This window comes from Bradyrhizobium sp. NAS96.2 (assembly GCF_001908235.1).
Lineage (GTDB): Bacteria > Pseudomonadota > Alphaproteobacteria > Rhizobiales > Xanthobacteraceae > Bradyrhizobium.
In genome coordinates this window covers 45,545-60,087 of sequence record NZ_LGHK01000026.1, presented here as the reverse complement: position 1 = coordinate 60,087, position 14,543 = coordinate 45,545, and the positions used below count along the sequence as shown (strand labels likewise).

Genomic DNA, 14,543 nt, shown 5'->3' with positions numbered 1-14,543 from the left:
AAACAGCAATTACATCAATGACCTCAACCTGAAGCAGGTAAGTCAAATTTTATTCCAAAGCCCACGGTGCGACAAATTGATGCACTGCAACAGTACTATCGTACCCTTTATGTCACACGACGCGTTTATCGCCGCGGGGCGCTCAGTTCCCATGTATCTGGCATCTGGTATACCTTAACATTTCCACCCGTTTGCAGCCTCAGCACCCCGCTGAGGCGATCAGCAGATGGGGGAATGAATGAAGAAGAGACTTCTCGCAGGCACAGCATCCGCAGCGATGTGCCTGGCGCTGACGCAAGGCCCGATACACGCGGCAACACTCGACGACGTCATGGCGCGTCTGGATGCACTCGAACGAAACAATGCGAAACTCGCCAAGGAGAACGCCCAGCTCAGGGATCGCGTCAACCACATCGCGAGCCATCCGGCTCCGCCCGCAGCGGCAGCCACGACGCCGAAGGGCAATCCGGTCCAGCACGCGGCCGTTGCGCCCTCCCCGACGCCACCACCGCCCGAACATGCTGTCGTCAGCATCGGCGGCGCGCCGCTCTACACCAAGGCGACAGGCACCAACGCCTTCGTCGACAACACCACCGTCACGCTTTACGGCCACGTCGATCTCTCCGGCGACTTCTTCAACGCCGGCGTGTTCGATCAGGGCAACAAGTTCGGCGTTTCAAGCAACCTCACCTATTTCGGCGTTCGTGCCCGGCACAATCTCGAGCCGTATGGCTTCGCCGGATGGGCCGCCGTGGCACAGTTCGAATCGCTGGTCGAGGTCGCCGCAACGCCGACCGAGCGCGCCGCGCTCGGCACGCGCGACAGCTTCATCGGAATGGAAACGCCGTGGGGCGCGATCAAGGCCGGCAAGTCCGATACGCCGTACAAGAAATCAACTGCCAAGTTCGATCCGTTCTCGGCCACGCTTGGCGACTACAATTCGATCATGGGCAACACCGGCGGCGACCTGCGCGCCGAGTTCGATTGGCGCGCAGGGCACGCGGTCTGGTACGAGTCGCCGATCTGGAACGGCTTCCAGGCGACCTTGATGGCCTCGCCCGGACAGAACACGGCGCGTGACAACAGCGATTTCGCACTCGGCGACTTCAACTGTCCCGCCACGTCCTCCCGCGGCAGCGGCAGCGGCTTCCCGCTGACCTCGGCGCCTGAAGGCTGCACCGACGGCTCGTACGGCAACCTCTACAGCGCGGCACTCACCTACAACAAGGGTCCGTTCACCGCGGTTGCAGCCTATGAGATGCATGAGGGCACCAACCGCACCGGCGACGAGGCGGTGACACCGCTCAGCAACGGCGGCGTGTTGATCGTACCGCCAGGAGCCGTCGGCATCGCCAACGAATGGGCCGCGAAGCTCGGCGCTGGCTATGGCTTCAACGACGGCATCGGCAAACTGCAGCTCTACGGCATCTATGAGATCATGCGCCGCGAGCACACCGTTGCCGACTTCAACGAGCGGTCGCGTGACGGCTACTTCATCAGCGCCACGCAATCGGTCGGCGCCTGGGACGTCAGCGCGTCCTGGGCTCACGCCAATGCCTCGCCGGGCTCGCCCGGGACCGGCATCTTCAATACCTACACCGTCACGCCGCCGGCGGGCTCGGCCGATTTCGCACTGAACTCGGTAGACAGCAGCGCCGATCAATATGCGGCTGGCGTGAAGTATCACTTCAGCCCGTTCGCGACCTGGTATCTCGTCGGCAGTTATCTACGGAACGGTCCCGGCGCACACTACTGCCTCGGTGCAAGTGGCCACGGCTATGCCATCTGCGGACGTGATGCCAACAACAACGTGGTTGCCGGCAACAAGGCCAAAGCCATCACGACCGGCATGACCTTCGACTTCTAAATTTTTGTTTGAGCATGATCCTTGCGGAAAACCGGCTTCCACTTTTCCAGGATCATGCTCCAAAACAAAACGGGGGAGGCTTGCGCCTCCCCCGTTGTCTTTGTTGTGAGACTTGGAAGTCCCTTGGAAGTCCCGGCGCGCAACTTATGCGCCGTTGAGGAACTGGAGCGGATCGACCGGAGACGATCCCTTGCGAATTTCGAAGTGGAGCTGCGGCGAGCCTGCTTCGCCAGTCTGGCCCGACTTGGCGATCACCTGGCCGCGCTTGATGGTATCCCCGCGCTTCACCAGGATTTCGCTCGCATGGGCATAGGCCGTGACGTAGCCGTTGGAATGGCGCACCAGCACGAGATTGCCGTAACCCTTCAGCTCATTGCCCGAATAGGCGACGACGCCGTCTTCGGCGGCCTTCACCGGCGTGCCTTCGGGCACCGCGACGTTGATGCCGTCATTGACCTTGCCGTTGGTCTTCGAGCCGTAGGCGGTGATGACCTTGCCGCGCACCGGCCAGCGGAACGTCGGCAATGCGCCGGTGGCTTCGCTCGACTTGGTGACGACGGGCGTCTCTGCGGCAGCGGCCGGTTGTTCGACAGTAGCGGTCGGCTGAACCAGCCGCGCGCTCTGCTGCGGCAGCGCCGTGGCGACGACCTTCGGAGCCGCCATGGCCGGTGCCGGGGCGACAGCGACCGGTGTGGCGGTAACAGGCTGCGCAACCGGCGCGGGAGCTGCCATCGCCGTCTTGGCGCCGGGCACCACGAGCTTCATGCCGAGGCTCAGCCGGGCCGACTGGTCGAGATTGTTGGCACGCGCGAGCTCGGCCACCGGGATGTGATGCTGGCGCGCGATGCTGTGCAGCGTGTCGCCGCGATTGACAAAGTGGACGCCGGCGGCCGCGGCCGCCACGGCAACGGGCCGCGTGGCCGGTGCGGCCATTGCAGGTGCCGCGGCCACTGCTCCCGGATGCGGAATGATCAGCTGCTGGCCGGGCGACAGCGCGCGCGGCCCCTTGTAGCCGTTGGCGCGCAGGATCTCGGCGGTCGACACGTTGTAGCGGCGCGCCAGCACTTCCAACGTGTCGCTGGTGCCGACGATGATGGTGGTGCCGCTATGCGAAGCATGCGCGGCGGCGACCGAATGCGGCACGCTGCCGGTGGCTTCGATCTGCGGGCGCACAGGCGGCGGGGTGTAGGACGACATCCCGCGCCCGCCTCCGGAGACGCCGGCATTGGCGACCGGATAGGACTGCGGCGCCGCAACCGGCGGCGGCAATGGCTGCGACTGATACTGCGAATACTGCGGTTGAGTTCGCGGCCGCGCGTATTGCGGCAGCTCGCGCGGCGGCGGCGCCTGCACGGTGCCGGTCGGCTGCGGATCGAACGCAAACGGATTTTGCGAGTAGGAGTTTTGCGAGAAGCGCGACGACATGTCGGCGCTGCAACCGGCAAAAGCCATGGACATCAGCGTCAGCACCGCAACCTGCGGCACGCGACGCGAGCGAAGCAACTCAACAACCCCAGACATGGTTACTCACTCGTACGCAACAAAAGACTGTTTTGAGTAAACACGTCGCGAGTAAATAACCGCTTAACCCTGCGAATAAGGCGTTGGTGCCAAGCAGCAAATCGCCAAATCTACAATTCGCGCGCGATTCCCGGCAGCGCCGGCACAAAGCGGACGTCGACCAGTTCCTTGCGGTCGAAGCCGTTCTCGGTCCGCACCACGCGGACCAGGGTCTGGGTGCCCTGGTGCGGCCCGACCGGGGCGATCAGGATGCCGCCCGGCTCGAGCCGATCGAGCAGCTTCTCCGGGATCTGCTCCATCGCGGCGGTGACGATGATGCGGTCGAAATCGCCGGCCCCCGCCGGGACGTCGAAGCCGTCGCCGAGCAGCACCTCGATGTTGTAATAGCCGAGCTTTTCAAGCCGCTTGCGCGCGCTGTCGGCCAGTGTCCGGTACCGTTCGATGGTCAGAACCTGCTTGCACAGCCGGGACAGGACGGCCGCCTGATAGCCCGATCCGGTGCCGATCTCGAGCACACGGTGGTCTTTCTGCAGCTGCAGCTGCTCGGTCATGTAGGCCACGACGAAGGGCTGGCTGATGGTCTGCCCGCAGGCGATCGCAAGCGCGCTGTCGCGATAGGCCTCGTTGCGATCGCGCGGATCGACGAACATCTCGCGCGGCACCTCCTCCATGGTGCGCAGCACCGCCTGATCGCTGACCCCTCGCCGCCGCAGGGTGAGCTGAAACATCATCTTCTCGGTCGGATCGGGCTTCAGGGCCATGTTCATCAGCGTCTCAGGGCAGCAGCGCGGAGTCTTGCTCCTGCTAGATGCCATTGAAATCCGAAATACCGCGTTAAGGAAAAATTTCCCGTCACCTTTTGTTCCCGGCCAGGAACCAACACGCCGATTTCGTGTTGGCGCCAATCCGCAAGCTTCCCATATAATCGTCAGCGATGCGCTGAAAACGCCGAGAAGCGCGGGCGGCGGCTGAGCCGTTGCACCCGATCAGGGTGTCTGGACGAATCTCGCGCAACGAGTCGGTCAGGACGATCCGGCGATGCCGCGGCGCGCGCCGGAAACCGACTAATTCCCAAACGTTTGCATTGCGCCTTGTAGTGTTATTTGCGAGCCTATTTCAGGGACGGGCAAGGATTCCATCATGACAGCGATACGGCCGGCGGGCTGTTCAGTTTTCCTCGTGGAGGACGAGGTCATGATCCGGATGATGGTCGCCGATATGCTGGAAGAGCTCGGCCATAGCGTCGCGGCCGAGGCCGGCGAAATCGGCGAAGCGGTCAAGCTCGCGCAATCGACCGAATTCGACCTTGCGATCCTCGACGTCAACGTCAATGGCAAGGTGATCACGCCGGTCGCCGAGCTGATCAGCGCCCGCAATCGCCCCTTCATCTTCGCGACCGGCTATGGCTCGTCCGGCCTGCCGCCGGAGTATCGCGACCGTCCGGCCCTGCAAAAGCCCTTTCAGCTGGAAACCCTCGCCCAGGTGATCTCCAGCGCGATGCGGAGCGCGCCGGTCTGATTGTTCGCTGAATGCGTAGCCCGGATGAAGCGCAGCGCAATCCGGGTGCCATCCGCGCTGGGAATGACCCCGGATTTCGCTTCGCTTCATCCGGGCTACAAATTTACTTCAGGGTATCAACGAGCGTCTCCGAAAACACTTCATCGGTGCGATCGAGCCGCAGCGGCGTCACCGAGACGTAGCGCGCGGCAAGCGCAGCGAGATCGGTGCCCTCGGCCGGCGTATCCATCATCGCGGCGCGCTCGAAGCCGATCCAGAAATACGGATTGCCGCGTCCATCGTGACGGCGATCGATCTTCAGGAAACCCTGATTGCGCTTGCCCTGCCGCGTGATGCGGATGCCCTTGACGTCATCGGGCATGCAGGACGGGAAGTTGACGTTGATCACCGTGTTCCTCGGCACGCCTGCGCCGATCACCTTGCGGATGATGTCGGGCCCGAATTTCAGCGCGGTGTCCCAGAGCGGCGCGTTGCGCGTCTCGATCGAGAATTCCTGCGACAACGCAAATGACGGAAAGCCCAGGATGGTGCCTTCCAGCGCGCCGGCGATGGTGCCGGAATAGACCACGTCCTCGGCGACGTTGCGGCCCTTGTTGACGCCGCTGAGCACGAGATCGGGCAACTTGTCACCGAGGATGTGGCGTGCGCCCATGATGACGCAATCGGTCGGCGTGCCGCGCACCGCGAAGTGACGCGGGCTGACCTCGCGCAGGCGCAGCGGATCGTTGAGCGACAGCGAATGCGAGACACCGGACTGGTCGAGTTCGGGGGCGACGATCCAGACGTCGTCGGACAATGCGCGTGCGATCTCCTCGATGACCTTGAGGCCCGGAGCGTTGATGCCGTCATCATTGGTGCAGAGAATTCGCATCCGTCAAAGTGCCTTTGGTTCCGATTCGACGCGGGTCTCTTGAGTTGCGCGTTCTTGACTTGATTGCCGTCTTAACCGGCTAGGGCCGCGGAGGCAAACCCGACGACGGCCCGCGCCAACGCGCTGACGTCACGCGCCACGGCTGCAGGAATTTGCCGCTGCCGGCGATCTTGCGGACGAATACCGGCCAGGCCGGCCTCCGCACAACTTTGACGACGGGCACCAGCGGCGGCACTTCGAGCCGTTTTGCCGGCGCCGCCTGGCGCTTGTCAGCCTCGAGAGATTGGGACTTGAGCGCTTCGGATCTGACGGGTTCAGGCTTCCGAGAGTCAGGCTTGGGAGCCTCCGGTTGTGCAAGCTCAGGTTTGGCTGGTTCAGCTTTGGAAGATTCGACCCTGCGCGCCTCAGGCCTGGGGGGCTCGGACGTGACCGGTGCGGATTGGCGAGGCTCGGGCTCCGGCGGCGTCGGAAGCTCGGGCTTGAGCGATGCAGGCTTGGCAGGCTCTGCCTTCGGGGGTTCGAACTTCCGGGATTCTGGCCTCGGCTCCGTAGGAGCAACCGGCGCTGTTTCACGAAGCTCGGGCTTTTGCTCCGATTTGGGGAGCTCCGACCTGATAGGTTCGACCTTGCGCGGCTCAAGCTTCGGCGTCTCAAGCTTGGGCAATTCGGGGCCGGGCGGCCGCGGTGCGGGCGCCTCCGCGGCCGGCGGCGGCGTTACCGATTTCGATTTCAGCCTTGCCAGCAGTTCCTCGATCGAGGGCACCGATGCTGCGTCAAGCGGCGCGCGCGGCGCGGCCGGTGGCGTCGCCCGAACCGGAGGTGGCGGTGCCGCAACCGCAGCGGGCGGCGGCAGATCGTCCGGCGCCAATTGGGCGAACTTGCCGCGCGCGATCTCCAGCGCCTTGTCGAAGTCGGGCCGGTCGATCCACGCCTTCGACTGCACCTCGCTCACACGGGCTTCCCACAAGCGCGCGGCCTCGATGTCGTAATAGCCCATCTGCTTCTGGTTGATCAGTTGCAGACCGTGGCCGGTGACCGCCCATTGTCGGCCAAGCCAGTGGATGTCACGGTGGAGCGGCATCGCACTGGCCCTCGCCTTACATGCCGTGCTCGATGACCTTGAGCCCGCCCATATAGGGCTGCAGCACATCGGGCACCGCGATCGAGCCATCCTGCTGCTGGTAGGTCTCCATCACAGCAATCAGGGCGCGGCCGACCGCCGTGCCGGAGCCGTTCAGCGTATGCACGAAACGCGGCTTGCCGTCGGGACCGCGGTAGCGTGCATCCATGCGGCGGGCCTGAAAGTCGCCGCACACCGAGCAGCTCGAGATCTCGCGATAGGCGCCGCCATCGCCCTGCCCCGGCATCCACACCTCGATGTCGTAGGTCTTCTGCGCCGAGAAGCCCATGTCGCCGGCGCACAGCGTCATCACGCGATAATGCAAATCGAGCTTCTGCAGCACCTGCTCGGCACAGGACAGCATGCGCTCGAGCTCATCCTTGCTGGCTTCAGGCGTCGTGATCGACACCAGCTCGACTTTTGTAAATTGGTGCTGCCGGATCATGCCGCGCGTGTCGCGTCCCGCAGCTCCTGCTTCGGCACGGAAGCACGGCGTCAGCGCGGTGAGCCGCATCGGCAGCTCTTTCTCGTCGAGGATGGATTCGCGCGCGAGATTGGTCAGCGAAACTTCCGCGGTTGGAATCAGGCCGAGACGCTCGCCGCGCAGATCGGCATTCGGGGTGGAGAGCAATTCACCCTTGATCGCCCAGAACTGGTCGTCCTCGAACTTCGGCAACTGGCCGGTGCCGAACATCACGGCGTCGCGCACCAGCAGCGGCGGGTTGATCTCGGTGTAGCCGTGCTCGCCGGTGTGCAGGTCGAGCATGAACTGCCCGATCGCACGCTCGAGCCGCGCCAGCCCCTTCTTCAGCACGACGAAGCGCGCGCCGGACAGTTTCGCGGCGGCCTCGAAATCCATGTAGCCGAGCGCGGTGCCGAGATCGTCATGCAGCTTCGGCGCAAAGCCGTAGTCGCGCGCCTTGCCGAACACATGGTGCTGGACGTTGCCGTGCTCGTCGACACCGTCGGGCACTTCGTCGAGCGGCAGGTTCGGAATCGACGACAGCTGCTTCGTCAGCTCTTCATCGGCCGACTTCGCGGCCAGCTCGAGCTCGGGCATCGTGGTCTTCAGCTCGGCAACTTCGGCCATCAGCTTGGCCGCGCGCGCCTCGTCCTTGGACTTCTTGGCGTCGCCAATTTCCTTCGAGGCCGCGTTGCGCCGCGCCTGGGCCTGCTCGGACGCCAGGATCGCCGCGCGCCGCTTCTCGTCGATCGCCAGCAGCGACGACGACAGCGCCCCCAGTCCGCGGCGCTTCAGGCCGGCGTCGAAGGCTGTCGGGTTGTCGCGGATCGCTTTGATGTCGTGCATGGCAGTCCTGATGGCGGGCTTGCAGATAACGTCTTACGTCAACGCTTGCGTTGCATGTTTCCACTACCACGGCCGTCATCGTCAGCGAAAGCGGGTGATCCAGTATTCCAGAGACGTCAGCGTGTGACGGAGGGGCCGCAGCGTACTGGATACCCCGCTTTCGAGGGGTGTGACGGCGGGGTATGTGACCAAATCACCCTACTCGGCCGGATTGGTCGCCGACGGCGCCCCGGACGAGGCGTTCGCGGTGGCCGCCTTCTTCTCCACCATGCGCACCGCGATGATGGCGCCCTCATAGAGCGCGAGCAGCGGGATCGCCAGCGAGGCCTGGCTCAGCACGTCGGGCGGCGTCAGCACCGCGGCGATGATGAAGGCGATCACGATGAAGTAGCGCCGCTTCTCCTTCAGCATCTTCGAGGTGACGATGCCGATGCGGCCGAGCAAGGTCAGGATCACCGGCAGCTGGAAGGCGATGCCGAACGCGAAGATCAGCGACATCATCAGCGAAAGATATTCGCCGACCTTGGGCAGCAGCTGGATCTGCGCGGTCTCCGCGCCGGCGGTCTGTTGCATGCCGAGCGAGAAACGGGTCAACATCGGGAAAACCACGAAGTAGACCAGCATCGCGCCCATCACGAAGAAGATCGGCGTGGCGATCAGATACGGAAGGAAGGCATTGCGCTCGTGCTTGTAGAGCCCAGGCGCCACGAACATGTAGACCTGTCCGGCGACGATCGGGAACGAGATGAAGGCGGCCCCGAACATTGCGAGCTTGAGCTGGGTGAGAAAATACTCCAGCAGCGCCGTGTAGATGAATTTCGAATTCTCCGGTCCCGCCACCCAGATGAACGGCCAGACCAGGACATTGAAAATCTGCTTGGCGAAGAAGAAGCAGATGATGAAGGCCACGGCGAAGCCGAGCAGCGCCTTGATCAGCCGCGAGCGCAGCTCGATCAGGTGATCCATCAAGGGGGCCTTGCTGGCCTCGATGTCTTCGGCGCTCATGACGCCCTCGCGTCCTTGAGCACGTCGGGCTGTGCCGGCGTGACGTCCTGCGGCGCCGGCTCGGGCTTCACCTCATTGGTGATCGCAAGCGGCTCGCCGGCGGCAGCGTGCGCTTCGGCCTCGACGAAGGTTTCCGGCGTCGGCTCGGCAGGTGTCGTTGGCGTGACCGGCGCATCTATTGCGGACGCTACCTGCGCATCGACCGGCTTGTCGATCTGCAGGGCGTCGGTGACGTCCTTCTGCAGCGAGGTCATGATGTTGCCGCTGGTGATGCCGGTCGCAGCTTCCCTGACCTCGTCAAAACTCTTCTTGAGGTCGGCCATCTCGGCCTCGCGCATGGCTTCCTGGAACTGGCCCTGGAATTCGGCGGCCATCTTGCGGGCCTTGCCCATCCATTGCCCGACCATGCGCAGCACGCCCGGAAGTTCTTTCGGGCCGATGGCGATCAGCGCGACGACCGCGATGACGACCAGTTCACTCCACCCGATATCGAACATGAATTGTTCCGCCTAAGCGCGCCGCCATCGGCCCCATCGCTCCCAACAGGATGTGGGGCTGCCGGCGCCTTTTCTCAATCGGCGTCCATAGCGCGTCTGTGCGACGGCGTCACCGTTTCGCGCGAAGAAAAACGTCGAAATATACGTCAGTACAAGCGCGTTAGACGGCCTTGCTGCCGACGTCCTGGCGCGCGGCCGACGGCGTCGAATTGTGATCGATCGACTTGGTGGGCTCGGTCTTGTCCGCGACCTTGTCGTCGTCCTGCATGCCCTTCTTGAAGGCCTTGATGCCCTGGGCGACGTCACCCATCAGGTCCGAAATCTTGCCGCGACCGAACAGCAGGAGGACCACTGCGATCACGACGATCCAGTGCCAAATGCTAAGCGAACCCATCCTGCAACCCTCCAGAAATGGCCGGCGGACCGGCCTGAACATGGCCGGAAGTTAGGCCCGCGGGGTGTCAAAAACAAGGACCTCTGCCGCGGCAAATCGCTGTCGCGGCTACGTAATATTGCTAGGCTTAACCGGGAATATTCCGCCCTATTCGCCCTTCTCGGCGTCGTCGTGATCGCCCGCGTCGTCGGCCCGTTCGTCCGGCTCGTCGGCGTCGGGCTCGGCCGCGTCAGGTTCGCCTGCCTCCACGTCAATGATCACCTCGGCTTCGACCACGGCGATGGCTTCAACCTCGGCAGCGGCCTCGGTTTCGGTCTCGACCTCAGCCTTCGGTTCCTCGGCCTCCGGCTCGACGGCCGGCGCGAGCAGCAGTTCCAGCGTATCGCCGGGCTCGAGCGGCTCCTCGTCCTCGCGCAGCGTCGCATCGTCGGATGGCGACGGAACGGAGAAGCCGGTCGGCAGCCGCGAGTCGAGCAGACCCGTGCCCTTCAGCTCCTCGAGCCCCGGCAGGTCGCCGAGCGCTTCCAGGCTGAACTGCGACAGGAAGCCGTCGGTGGTACCGAAGGTCAACGGGCGGCCCGGCGTCTTGCGGCGGCCGCGCGGGCGGATCCAGCCGGTCTCCAGCAGCACGTCGATCGTTCCCTTCGACGTCACCACGCCGCGAATCTCTTCGATCTCGGCGCGGGTCACCGGCTGGTGATAGGCGACGATGGCCAGCACCTCGATCGCTGCACGCGACAGCTTCCGCGTCTCGGTGCTCTCGCGCGTCATCAGCCACGACAGATCGCCGGCGGTGCGGAACGTCCACTTGTTGGCGACCTTAACCAGATTGACGCCACGCGGCGCATATTCCGCCTGCAACTGCGCGAGCGCCTGCTTGATGTCGACGCCGTCGGGCATCCGCTTGGCCAGCGTCGCCTGATCAATCGGCTCGGCCGATGCAAACAACAGGGCTTCCAGGAGCCGCAATTCCTCAGGACGCGCTACCGGATGATCCATAGGAGAAACCTCCTCCTCGGGCTCGTCTCTGCGCACTTCCGCCAAGCTTGCCATGGGCTTGCTCTCCTTCTTCCACTTACTCAACCGACAGGTCCGGCGCGGCCATTGCGGCCTGTGCCTGACGCTTCCGGAAATAGATCGGCGCGAACGCCTGCTTCTGGTTGATTTCCATCTCGCCTTCGCGAACCAGCTCGAGGGCCGCGGCGAAGCTGGATGCGAACACCGTCGCCTTCTGGGTGGGATCGGCGACGTAGTTCATCAGGTATTCGTCGAGGCAGCTCCAGTCCTCGGCGATGCCGACCAGCCGCTCCAGCGAGGCGCGCGCTTCGGCGAGCGACCAGACGGTGCGCTTCTGCAGATGAACCGTGGTCAGCACGCGCGACTGGCGCTGCGTGGCATAGGCCGACAGCAGGTCGTACAGCGTCGCGGTGAATTTCGGGTGCTTGATCTCGGCAATCGATTCCGGATTGCCGCGCGGAAAGATATCGCGCTGGAACTGCGGCCGGTTCATGAGCCGGTTCGCCGCCTCGCGGATCGCCTCCAGACGGCGCAGCCGGTTGGCAAGCGCGGTCGCCATTTCCTCGGCGCTCGGCCCCTCCGCGCTCGGCGGTTCGGGCAGCAGGAGCCGCGATTTCAGGAAGGCGAGCCAGGCTGCCATCACCAGATAGTCGGCGGCGAGTTCGAGACGGATCTTGCGTGCCGCCTCGATGAACGAAAGATATTGGTCGGCGAGCGCAAGGATCGAGATCTTCGACAGGTCGACCTTCTGCTGCCGCGCCAGCGTGAGCAGCAGGTCGAGCGGGCCTTCGTAGCCCTCGACGTCGACCACCAGCGCCGGTTCGCCCTCGGCGAGGTCGGCCGGCCGCCCGGTATCAAACGATAGAATTTCAGCGGTCATGCCGTCCCTACCCGATCCAACAACGCATCCAGTTCGGCCCGCGCCGCCTGCCGGTCCAGCGGCTGGGGCTGCTTCCGCGCAGCGAGCGCAGCCTTGGCGCGCTCAAGCGCCTTGCCGGTGAGTTCCGGCGTCTCCCGCGCAACCTCGCGCATCTCGTCGATATTGCCGTTGCAGTGCAGAATCATGTCGCAACCGGCGGTGACGATGGCGCGGGTCCGCTCGGCAATTGATCCGGCCAGCGCATTCATCGACACGTCATCACTCATCAACAAACCCTGAAACCCGATCAGGCCGCGAATCACCTGTTCGATGATTGTCGCAGAAGTCGTCGCCGGATGGACGGGGTCCAGCGCGCTAAACACAACATGTGCAGTCATCGCCATCGGCAGGTCCGCCAGCGGCTGAAACGCGGCAAAATCGGTCCGTTCCAGCTCGGCCCTGGCGGTATCAACCGTCGGAAGCCGGAAGTGGCTGTCCGCCGTGGCCCGGCCATGACCGGGTATATGCTTGAGAACCGGCAGCACACCGCCCTGTTCCAGCCCGTCGGTGACCGCACGGGCGATCGCGGCGACCTTGTCCGGTTCGGTTCCATAGGCCCGGTTGCCAATGACAGCATCTGCGCCCCCCACCGGAACATCGGCCAAAGGCAGGCAATCCACCGTGATTCCAAGGTCGATCAGGTCGGCCGCAATCAGCCGCGAGCTGAGCCGCGCGGCCGCAAGGCCGAGCTTCGGGTCGGTGTCGTAAAGCGCGCTGAAGCTCGCGCCCGGCGGATAGACCGGCCAATGCGGCGGACCGAGCCGCTGCACCCGGCCACCCTCCTGGTCGATCAGGACCGGAGCGTCGGCCATGCCGGCCGCCGACCTGAGTTCCCCAACAAGAGCGGTGACTTGGACCGGACTCTCGATGTTGCGCTTGAACAGGATGAAGCCCCACGGCCGCTCGGCGCGAATGAATTCGCGTTCAGCGTCGTTGAGGGTCAGCCCGGATATGCCCGTGATGAATGCGCGGTTCGTCATTCGGCCGATTAGGCCGTATGCAGCTCACGGGTCAAGGAAACGGCCTTTAATTTCTTTGGATGAGGCATTGCGGCCCACCGGCCGACATCAGGCTCCGGCACACTTGGTTCGCCTCTTCCGACGACGCGAACGGGCCGGCAAAGGCGCGGTAGTAGACGCCCTTCTCGCCGAGATCGACGCGTTTCACCACCAAAGTCTGCGAACCGAGCACGTTGCGATACTTGCCCTGCAGCGTCCGATACGACGCCTGCGCGTCCGCCTCGTTCTTCTGCGACGACACCTGGACGAGGTATCCGCCACCGCCAACCGATGCGGTCGAGGTCGACGCGACCCGGGTCGGGGGCGCAGCCGGAGCTGCCGCCCCGTCAGCCTGCCCGGGAACCAGCGACATTGGCGAGTTCACGCTGGCGTTGGCTGCCGACGGATTGCCGCGCGACACCGGAGGCTTCGCCGCCGCGGGCTTGGCCGGCACCGCCGCCGTCGCCTGCGCGCCATCAGGTGTGTCGCCGCCCTTGACCGAGAGCGTGCGGACCTTGCGCGGCTCGTTGTTCGGCAGGGTCCCGTTGGCGGTGAGCGGCGCCGGCGCGGGCTGCGCCGTCTGCACGCTGGCGGCTGGCGGCGGGTTCGCATTGGCGTTCAACGGCGGAAACACAACGCGCGGTCCGGCGGTCTTCGAATTGACGTCGACCGGGGTCTCTTCGCGCGACACGATCTTTTCGGTGCCGTCACCCGTCGCCATGCGATCCGGCGTCTTTGCCGGCGCATCGGCCTGGGCCGGAATCACCTTGGTCGGCGTGTTGTCAGCCTTGATGATCGGGGGCTCACCGGTCCGCGGTGAGCCGACATAGTTGCGATAGGCGAGCGCGCCACCGGTGCCGACCACCGCAAGCGCCACGACCGCGGCAACCGTCATCAGGCCACTGCTCCGCTTGCGCGGTTCGGGTTCTTCCTCGTAGGCCTCATAGGCGTAGGGATCGTCCGGATAGGACGGATCGCGCTGCAGATCCTGCTCGCCGGCTTCCAGCTGGCCGTAGAGCGCGTCGTCATAGCGCGACGGATCCTGCACCTGATCACCGCCCTGATAATGCGGCTCCTCATCGAAGGCCTCAGGCTGCCGGGGGGGCTCGACCGGCCGATAGGCTGCGACCGGCGCGGGCGCAGGCGGCTGCGCCTGCTGGGCCGCATAACGGTGCAACGGATGCACCGGCTTCGGCTGATAGTCCTGCTCCGGCTCTTCGTATTCGGTGTGCTGCACGGGCGGCGGCGCAGCAGCTTCCTGCCGCGCGCGCTGCATCCAGGGCGGCGGGCCTGCAGGCGGCGTGTCGTCCTCGTCCGCCTGCGGCTCATATTGTTGCGGCCGCGCATTGGCGCGCGACTGCAGCGGACGCGGCGGCGGCTTGTTGACGGTGCCAAATGGATCCGTCTGGCCGATCAGCCGGGCCAGTTCAGCGAGCGGATCGCTCTCGGCCTTGGAGGCCGTGTCGGCGGAAAAATTTCGGTCCTGATATCGATCAGCCATTGTGAT

15 protein-coding genes are annotated in these 14,543 nt (G+C 64.6%); 3 read left to right on the top strand and 12 right to left on the bottom strand.

Going from position 1 to position 14,543, the window contains the following annotated elements:
* The first annotated feature begins 238 nt into the window (after positions 1 to 238).
* Complete coding sequence (locus AC628_RS07680; RefSeq protein WP_083632700.1) at positions 239 to 1,867, top strand: porin; 1,629 nt, start codon at positions 239 to 241, stop codon at positions 1,865 to 1,867.
* 144 nt (positions 1,868 to 2,011) lie between these two features.
* On the opposite strand, the gene AC628_RS07675 is transcribed toward AC628_RS07680, so the two are convergent.
* The gene (locus AC628_RS07675) at positions 2,012 to 3,388 is read right to left on the bottom strand and encodes a LysM peptidoglycan-binding domain-containing M23 family metallopeptidase (protein WP_074126123.1); all 1,377 of its coding nucleotides are present in this window, start codon (positions 3,386 to 3,388) and stop codon (positions 2,012 to 2,014) included.
* A 110-nt stretch (positions 3,389 to 3,498) separates the two neighbouring features.
* On the bottom strand, positions 3,499 to 4,155 hold the full coding sequence (locus AC628_RS07670) for a protein-L-isoaspartate(D-aspartate) O-methyltransferase (protein ID WP_074126122.1): 657 nt from the start codon (positions 4,153 to 4,155) through the stop codon (positions 3,499 to 3,501).
* Here AC628_RS07670 and AC628_RS42640 point away from each other — a divergent pair.
* Positions 4,148 to 4,360 carry a hypothetical protein gene (locus AC628_RS42640; RefSeq protein WP_143201488.1) on the top strand — a complete coding sequence of 71 codons (213 nt, stop codon included), beginning with the start codon at positions 4,148 to 4,150 and terminating at the stop codon, positions 4,358 to 4,360. The genes AC628_RS07670 and AC628_RS42640 overlap by 8 nt on opposite strands.
* Before the next feature lie 168 nt (positions 4,361 to 4,528).
* Positions 4,529 to 4,906, top strand: coding sequence for a response regulator (locus AC628_RS07665; protein ID WP_074126121.1), 378 nt, complete (start codon positions 4,529 to 4,531; stop codon positions 4,904 to 4,906).
* 103 nt (positions 4,907 to 5,009) lie between these two features.
* Here AC628_RS07665 and surE read toward each other — a convergent pair whose 3' ends face one another.
* The 10 genes from surE to AC628_RS07615 form a co-directional block, all read right to left on the bottom strand.
* A complete protein-coding gene (gene surE / locus AC628_RS07660) occupies positions 5,010 to 5,777 on the bottom strand; it encodes a 5'/3'-nucleotidase SurE (RefSeq protein ID WP_074126120.1) in 768 nt (255 codons plus the stop codon).
* A gap of 79 nt (positions 5,778 to 5,856) precedes the next feature.
* Positions 5,857 to 6,858 carry a hypothetical protein gene (locus AC628_RS07655; protein ID WP_074126119.1) on the bottom strand — a complete coding sequence of 334 codons (1,002 nt, stop codon included), beginning with the start codon at positions 6,856 to 6,858 and terminating at the stop codon, positions 5,857 to 5,859.
* Between the two features lie 16 nt (positions 6,859 to 6,874).
* Complete coding sequence (gene serS, locus AC628_RS07650; RefSeq protein ID WP_074126118.1) at positions 6,875 to 8,206, bottom strand: serine--tRNA ligase; 1,332 nt, start codon at positions 8,204 to 8,206, stop codon at positions 6,875 to 6,877.
* A 198-nt stretch (positions 8,207 to 8,404) separates the two neighbouring features.
* The gene (gene tatC / locus AC628_RS07645; RefSeq protein WP_074126117.1) at positions 8,405 to 9,211 is read right to left on the bottom strand and encodes a twin-arginine translocase subunit TatC; all 807 of its coding nucleotides are present in this window, start codon (positions 9,209 to 9,211) and stop codon (positions 8,405 to 8,407) included.
* Positions 9,208 to 9,708, bottom strand: a complete 501-nt coding sequence (tatB, locus tag AC628_RS07640) for a Sec-independent protein translocase protein TatB (RefSeq protein ID WP_074126116.1) — start codon at positions 9,706 to 9,708, stop codon at positions 9,208 to 9,210. The genes tatC and tatB overlap by 4 nt, the downstream gene beginning before the upstream one ends.
* 160 nt (positions 9,709 to 9,868) lie before the next feature.
* Complete coding sequence (locus AC628_RS07635) at positions 9,869 to 10,102, bottom strand: twin-arginine translocase TatA/TatE family subunit (protein ID WP_074126115.1); 234 nt, start codon at positions 10,100 to 10,102, stop codon at positions 9,869 to 9,871.
* Positions 10,103 to 10,249: 147 nt separating this feature from the next.
* The gene (gene scpB, locus AC628_RS07630; RefSeq protein WP_074126114.1) at positions 10,250 to 11,101 is read right to left on the bottom strand and encodes an SMC-Scp complex subunit ScpB; all 852 of its coding nucleotides are present in this window, start codon (positions 11,099 to 11,101) and stop codon (positions 10,250 to 10,252) included.
* A gap of 76 nt (positions 11,102 to 11,177) precedes the next feature.
* The gene (locus AC628_RS07625) at positions 11,178 to 11,999 is read right to left on the bottom strand and encodes a segregation and condensation protein A (protein WP_050420355.1); all 822 of its coding nucleotides are present in this window, start codon (positions 11,997 to 11,999) and stop codon (positions 11,178 to 11,180) included.
* Positions 11,996 to 13,018, bottom strand: a complete 1,023-nt coding sequence (gene nagZ / locus AC628_RS07620; protein WP_074126113.1) for a beta-N-acetylhexosaminidase — start codon at positions 13,016 to 13,018, stop codon at positions 11,996 to 11,998. Before nagZ ends, AC628_RS07625 begins: the two co-directional genes overlap by 4 nt.
* A 46-nt stretch (positions 13,019 to 13,064) precedes the next feature.
* Positions 13,065 to 14,537, bottom strand: a complete 1,473-nt coding sequence (locus tag AC628_RS07615; protein WP_074126112.1) for an SPOR domain-containing protein — start codon at positions 14,535 to 14,537, stop codon at positions 13,065 to 13,067.
* Positions 14,538 to 14,543: the final 6 nt, after the last annotated feature.

Bases quoted from the DNA above. Each gene is read 5' to 3' on its own strand.
- AC628_RS07680 (WP_083632700.1), top strand. From the start codon at position 239: ATGAAGAAGAGACTTCTCGCAGGCACAGCATCCGCAGCGATGTGCCTG.
- AC628_RS07675 (WP_074126123.1), bottom strand. From the start codon at position 3,388: ATGTCTGGGGTTGTTGAGTTGCTTCGCTCGCGTCGCGTGCCGCAGGTT.
- AC628_RS42640 (WP_143201488.1), top strand. From the start codon at position 4,148: ATGTTCATCAGCGTCTCAGGGCAGCAGCGCGGAGTCTTGCTCCTGCTA.
- AC628_RS07670 (WP_074126122.1), bottom strand. From the start codon at position 4,155: ATGAACATGGCCCTGAAGCCCGATCCGACCGAGAAGATGATGTTTCAG.
- AC628_RS07665 (WP_074126121.1), top strand. From the start codon at position 4,529: ATGACAGCGATACGGCCGGCGGGCTGTTCAGTTTTCCTCGTGGAGGAC.
- surE (WP_074126120.1), bottom strand. From the start codon at position 5,777: ATGCGAATTCTCTGCACCAATGATGACGGCATCAACGCTCCGGGCCTC.
- AC628_RS07655 (WP_074126119.1), bottom strand. From the start codon at position 6,858: ATGCCGCTCCACCGTGACATCCACTGGCTTGGCCGACAATGGGCGGTC.
- serS (WP_074126118.1), bottom strand. From the start codon at position 8,206: ATGCACGACATCAAAGCGATCCGCGACAACCCGACAGCCTTCGACGCC.
- tatC (WP_074126117.1), bottom strand. From the start codon at position 9,211: ATGAGCGCCGAAGACATCGAGGCCAGCAAGGCCCCCTTGATGGATCAC.
- tatB (WP_074126116.1), bottom strand. From the start codon at position 9,708: ATGTTCGATATCGGGTGGAGTGAACTGGTCGTCATCGCGGTCGTCGCG.
- AC628_RS07635 (WP_074126115.1), bottom strand. From the start codon at position 10,102: ATGGGTTCGCTTAGCATTTGGCACTGGATCGTCGTGATCGCAGTGGTC.
- scpB (WP_074126114.1), bottom strand. From the start codon at position 11,101: ATGGATCATCCGGTAGCGCGTCCTGAGGAATTGCGGCTCCTGGAAGCC.
- AC628_RS07625 (WP_050420355.1), bottom strand. From the start codon at position 11,999: ATGACCGCTGAAATTCTATCGTTTGATACCGGGCGGCCGGCCGACCTC.
- nagZ (WP_074126113.1), bottom strand. From the start codon at position 13,018: ATGACGAACCGCGCATTCATCACGGGCATATCCGGGCTGACCCTCAAC.
- AC628_RS07615 (WP_074126112.1), bottom strand. From the start codon at position 14,537: ATGGCTGATCGATATCAGGACCGAAATTTTTCCGCCGACACGGCCTCC.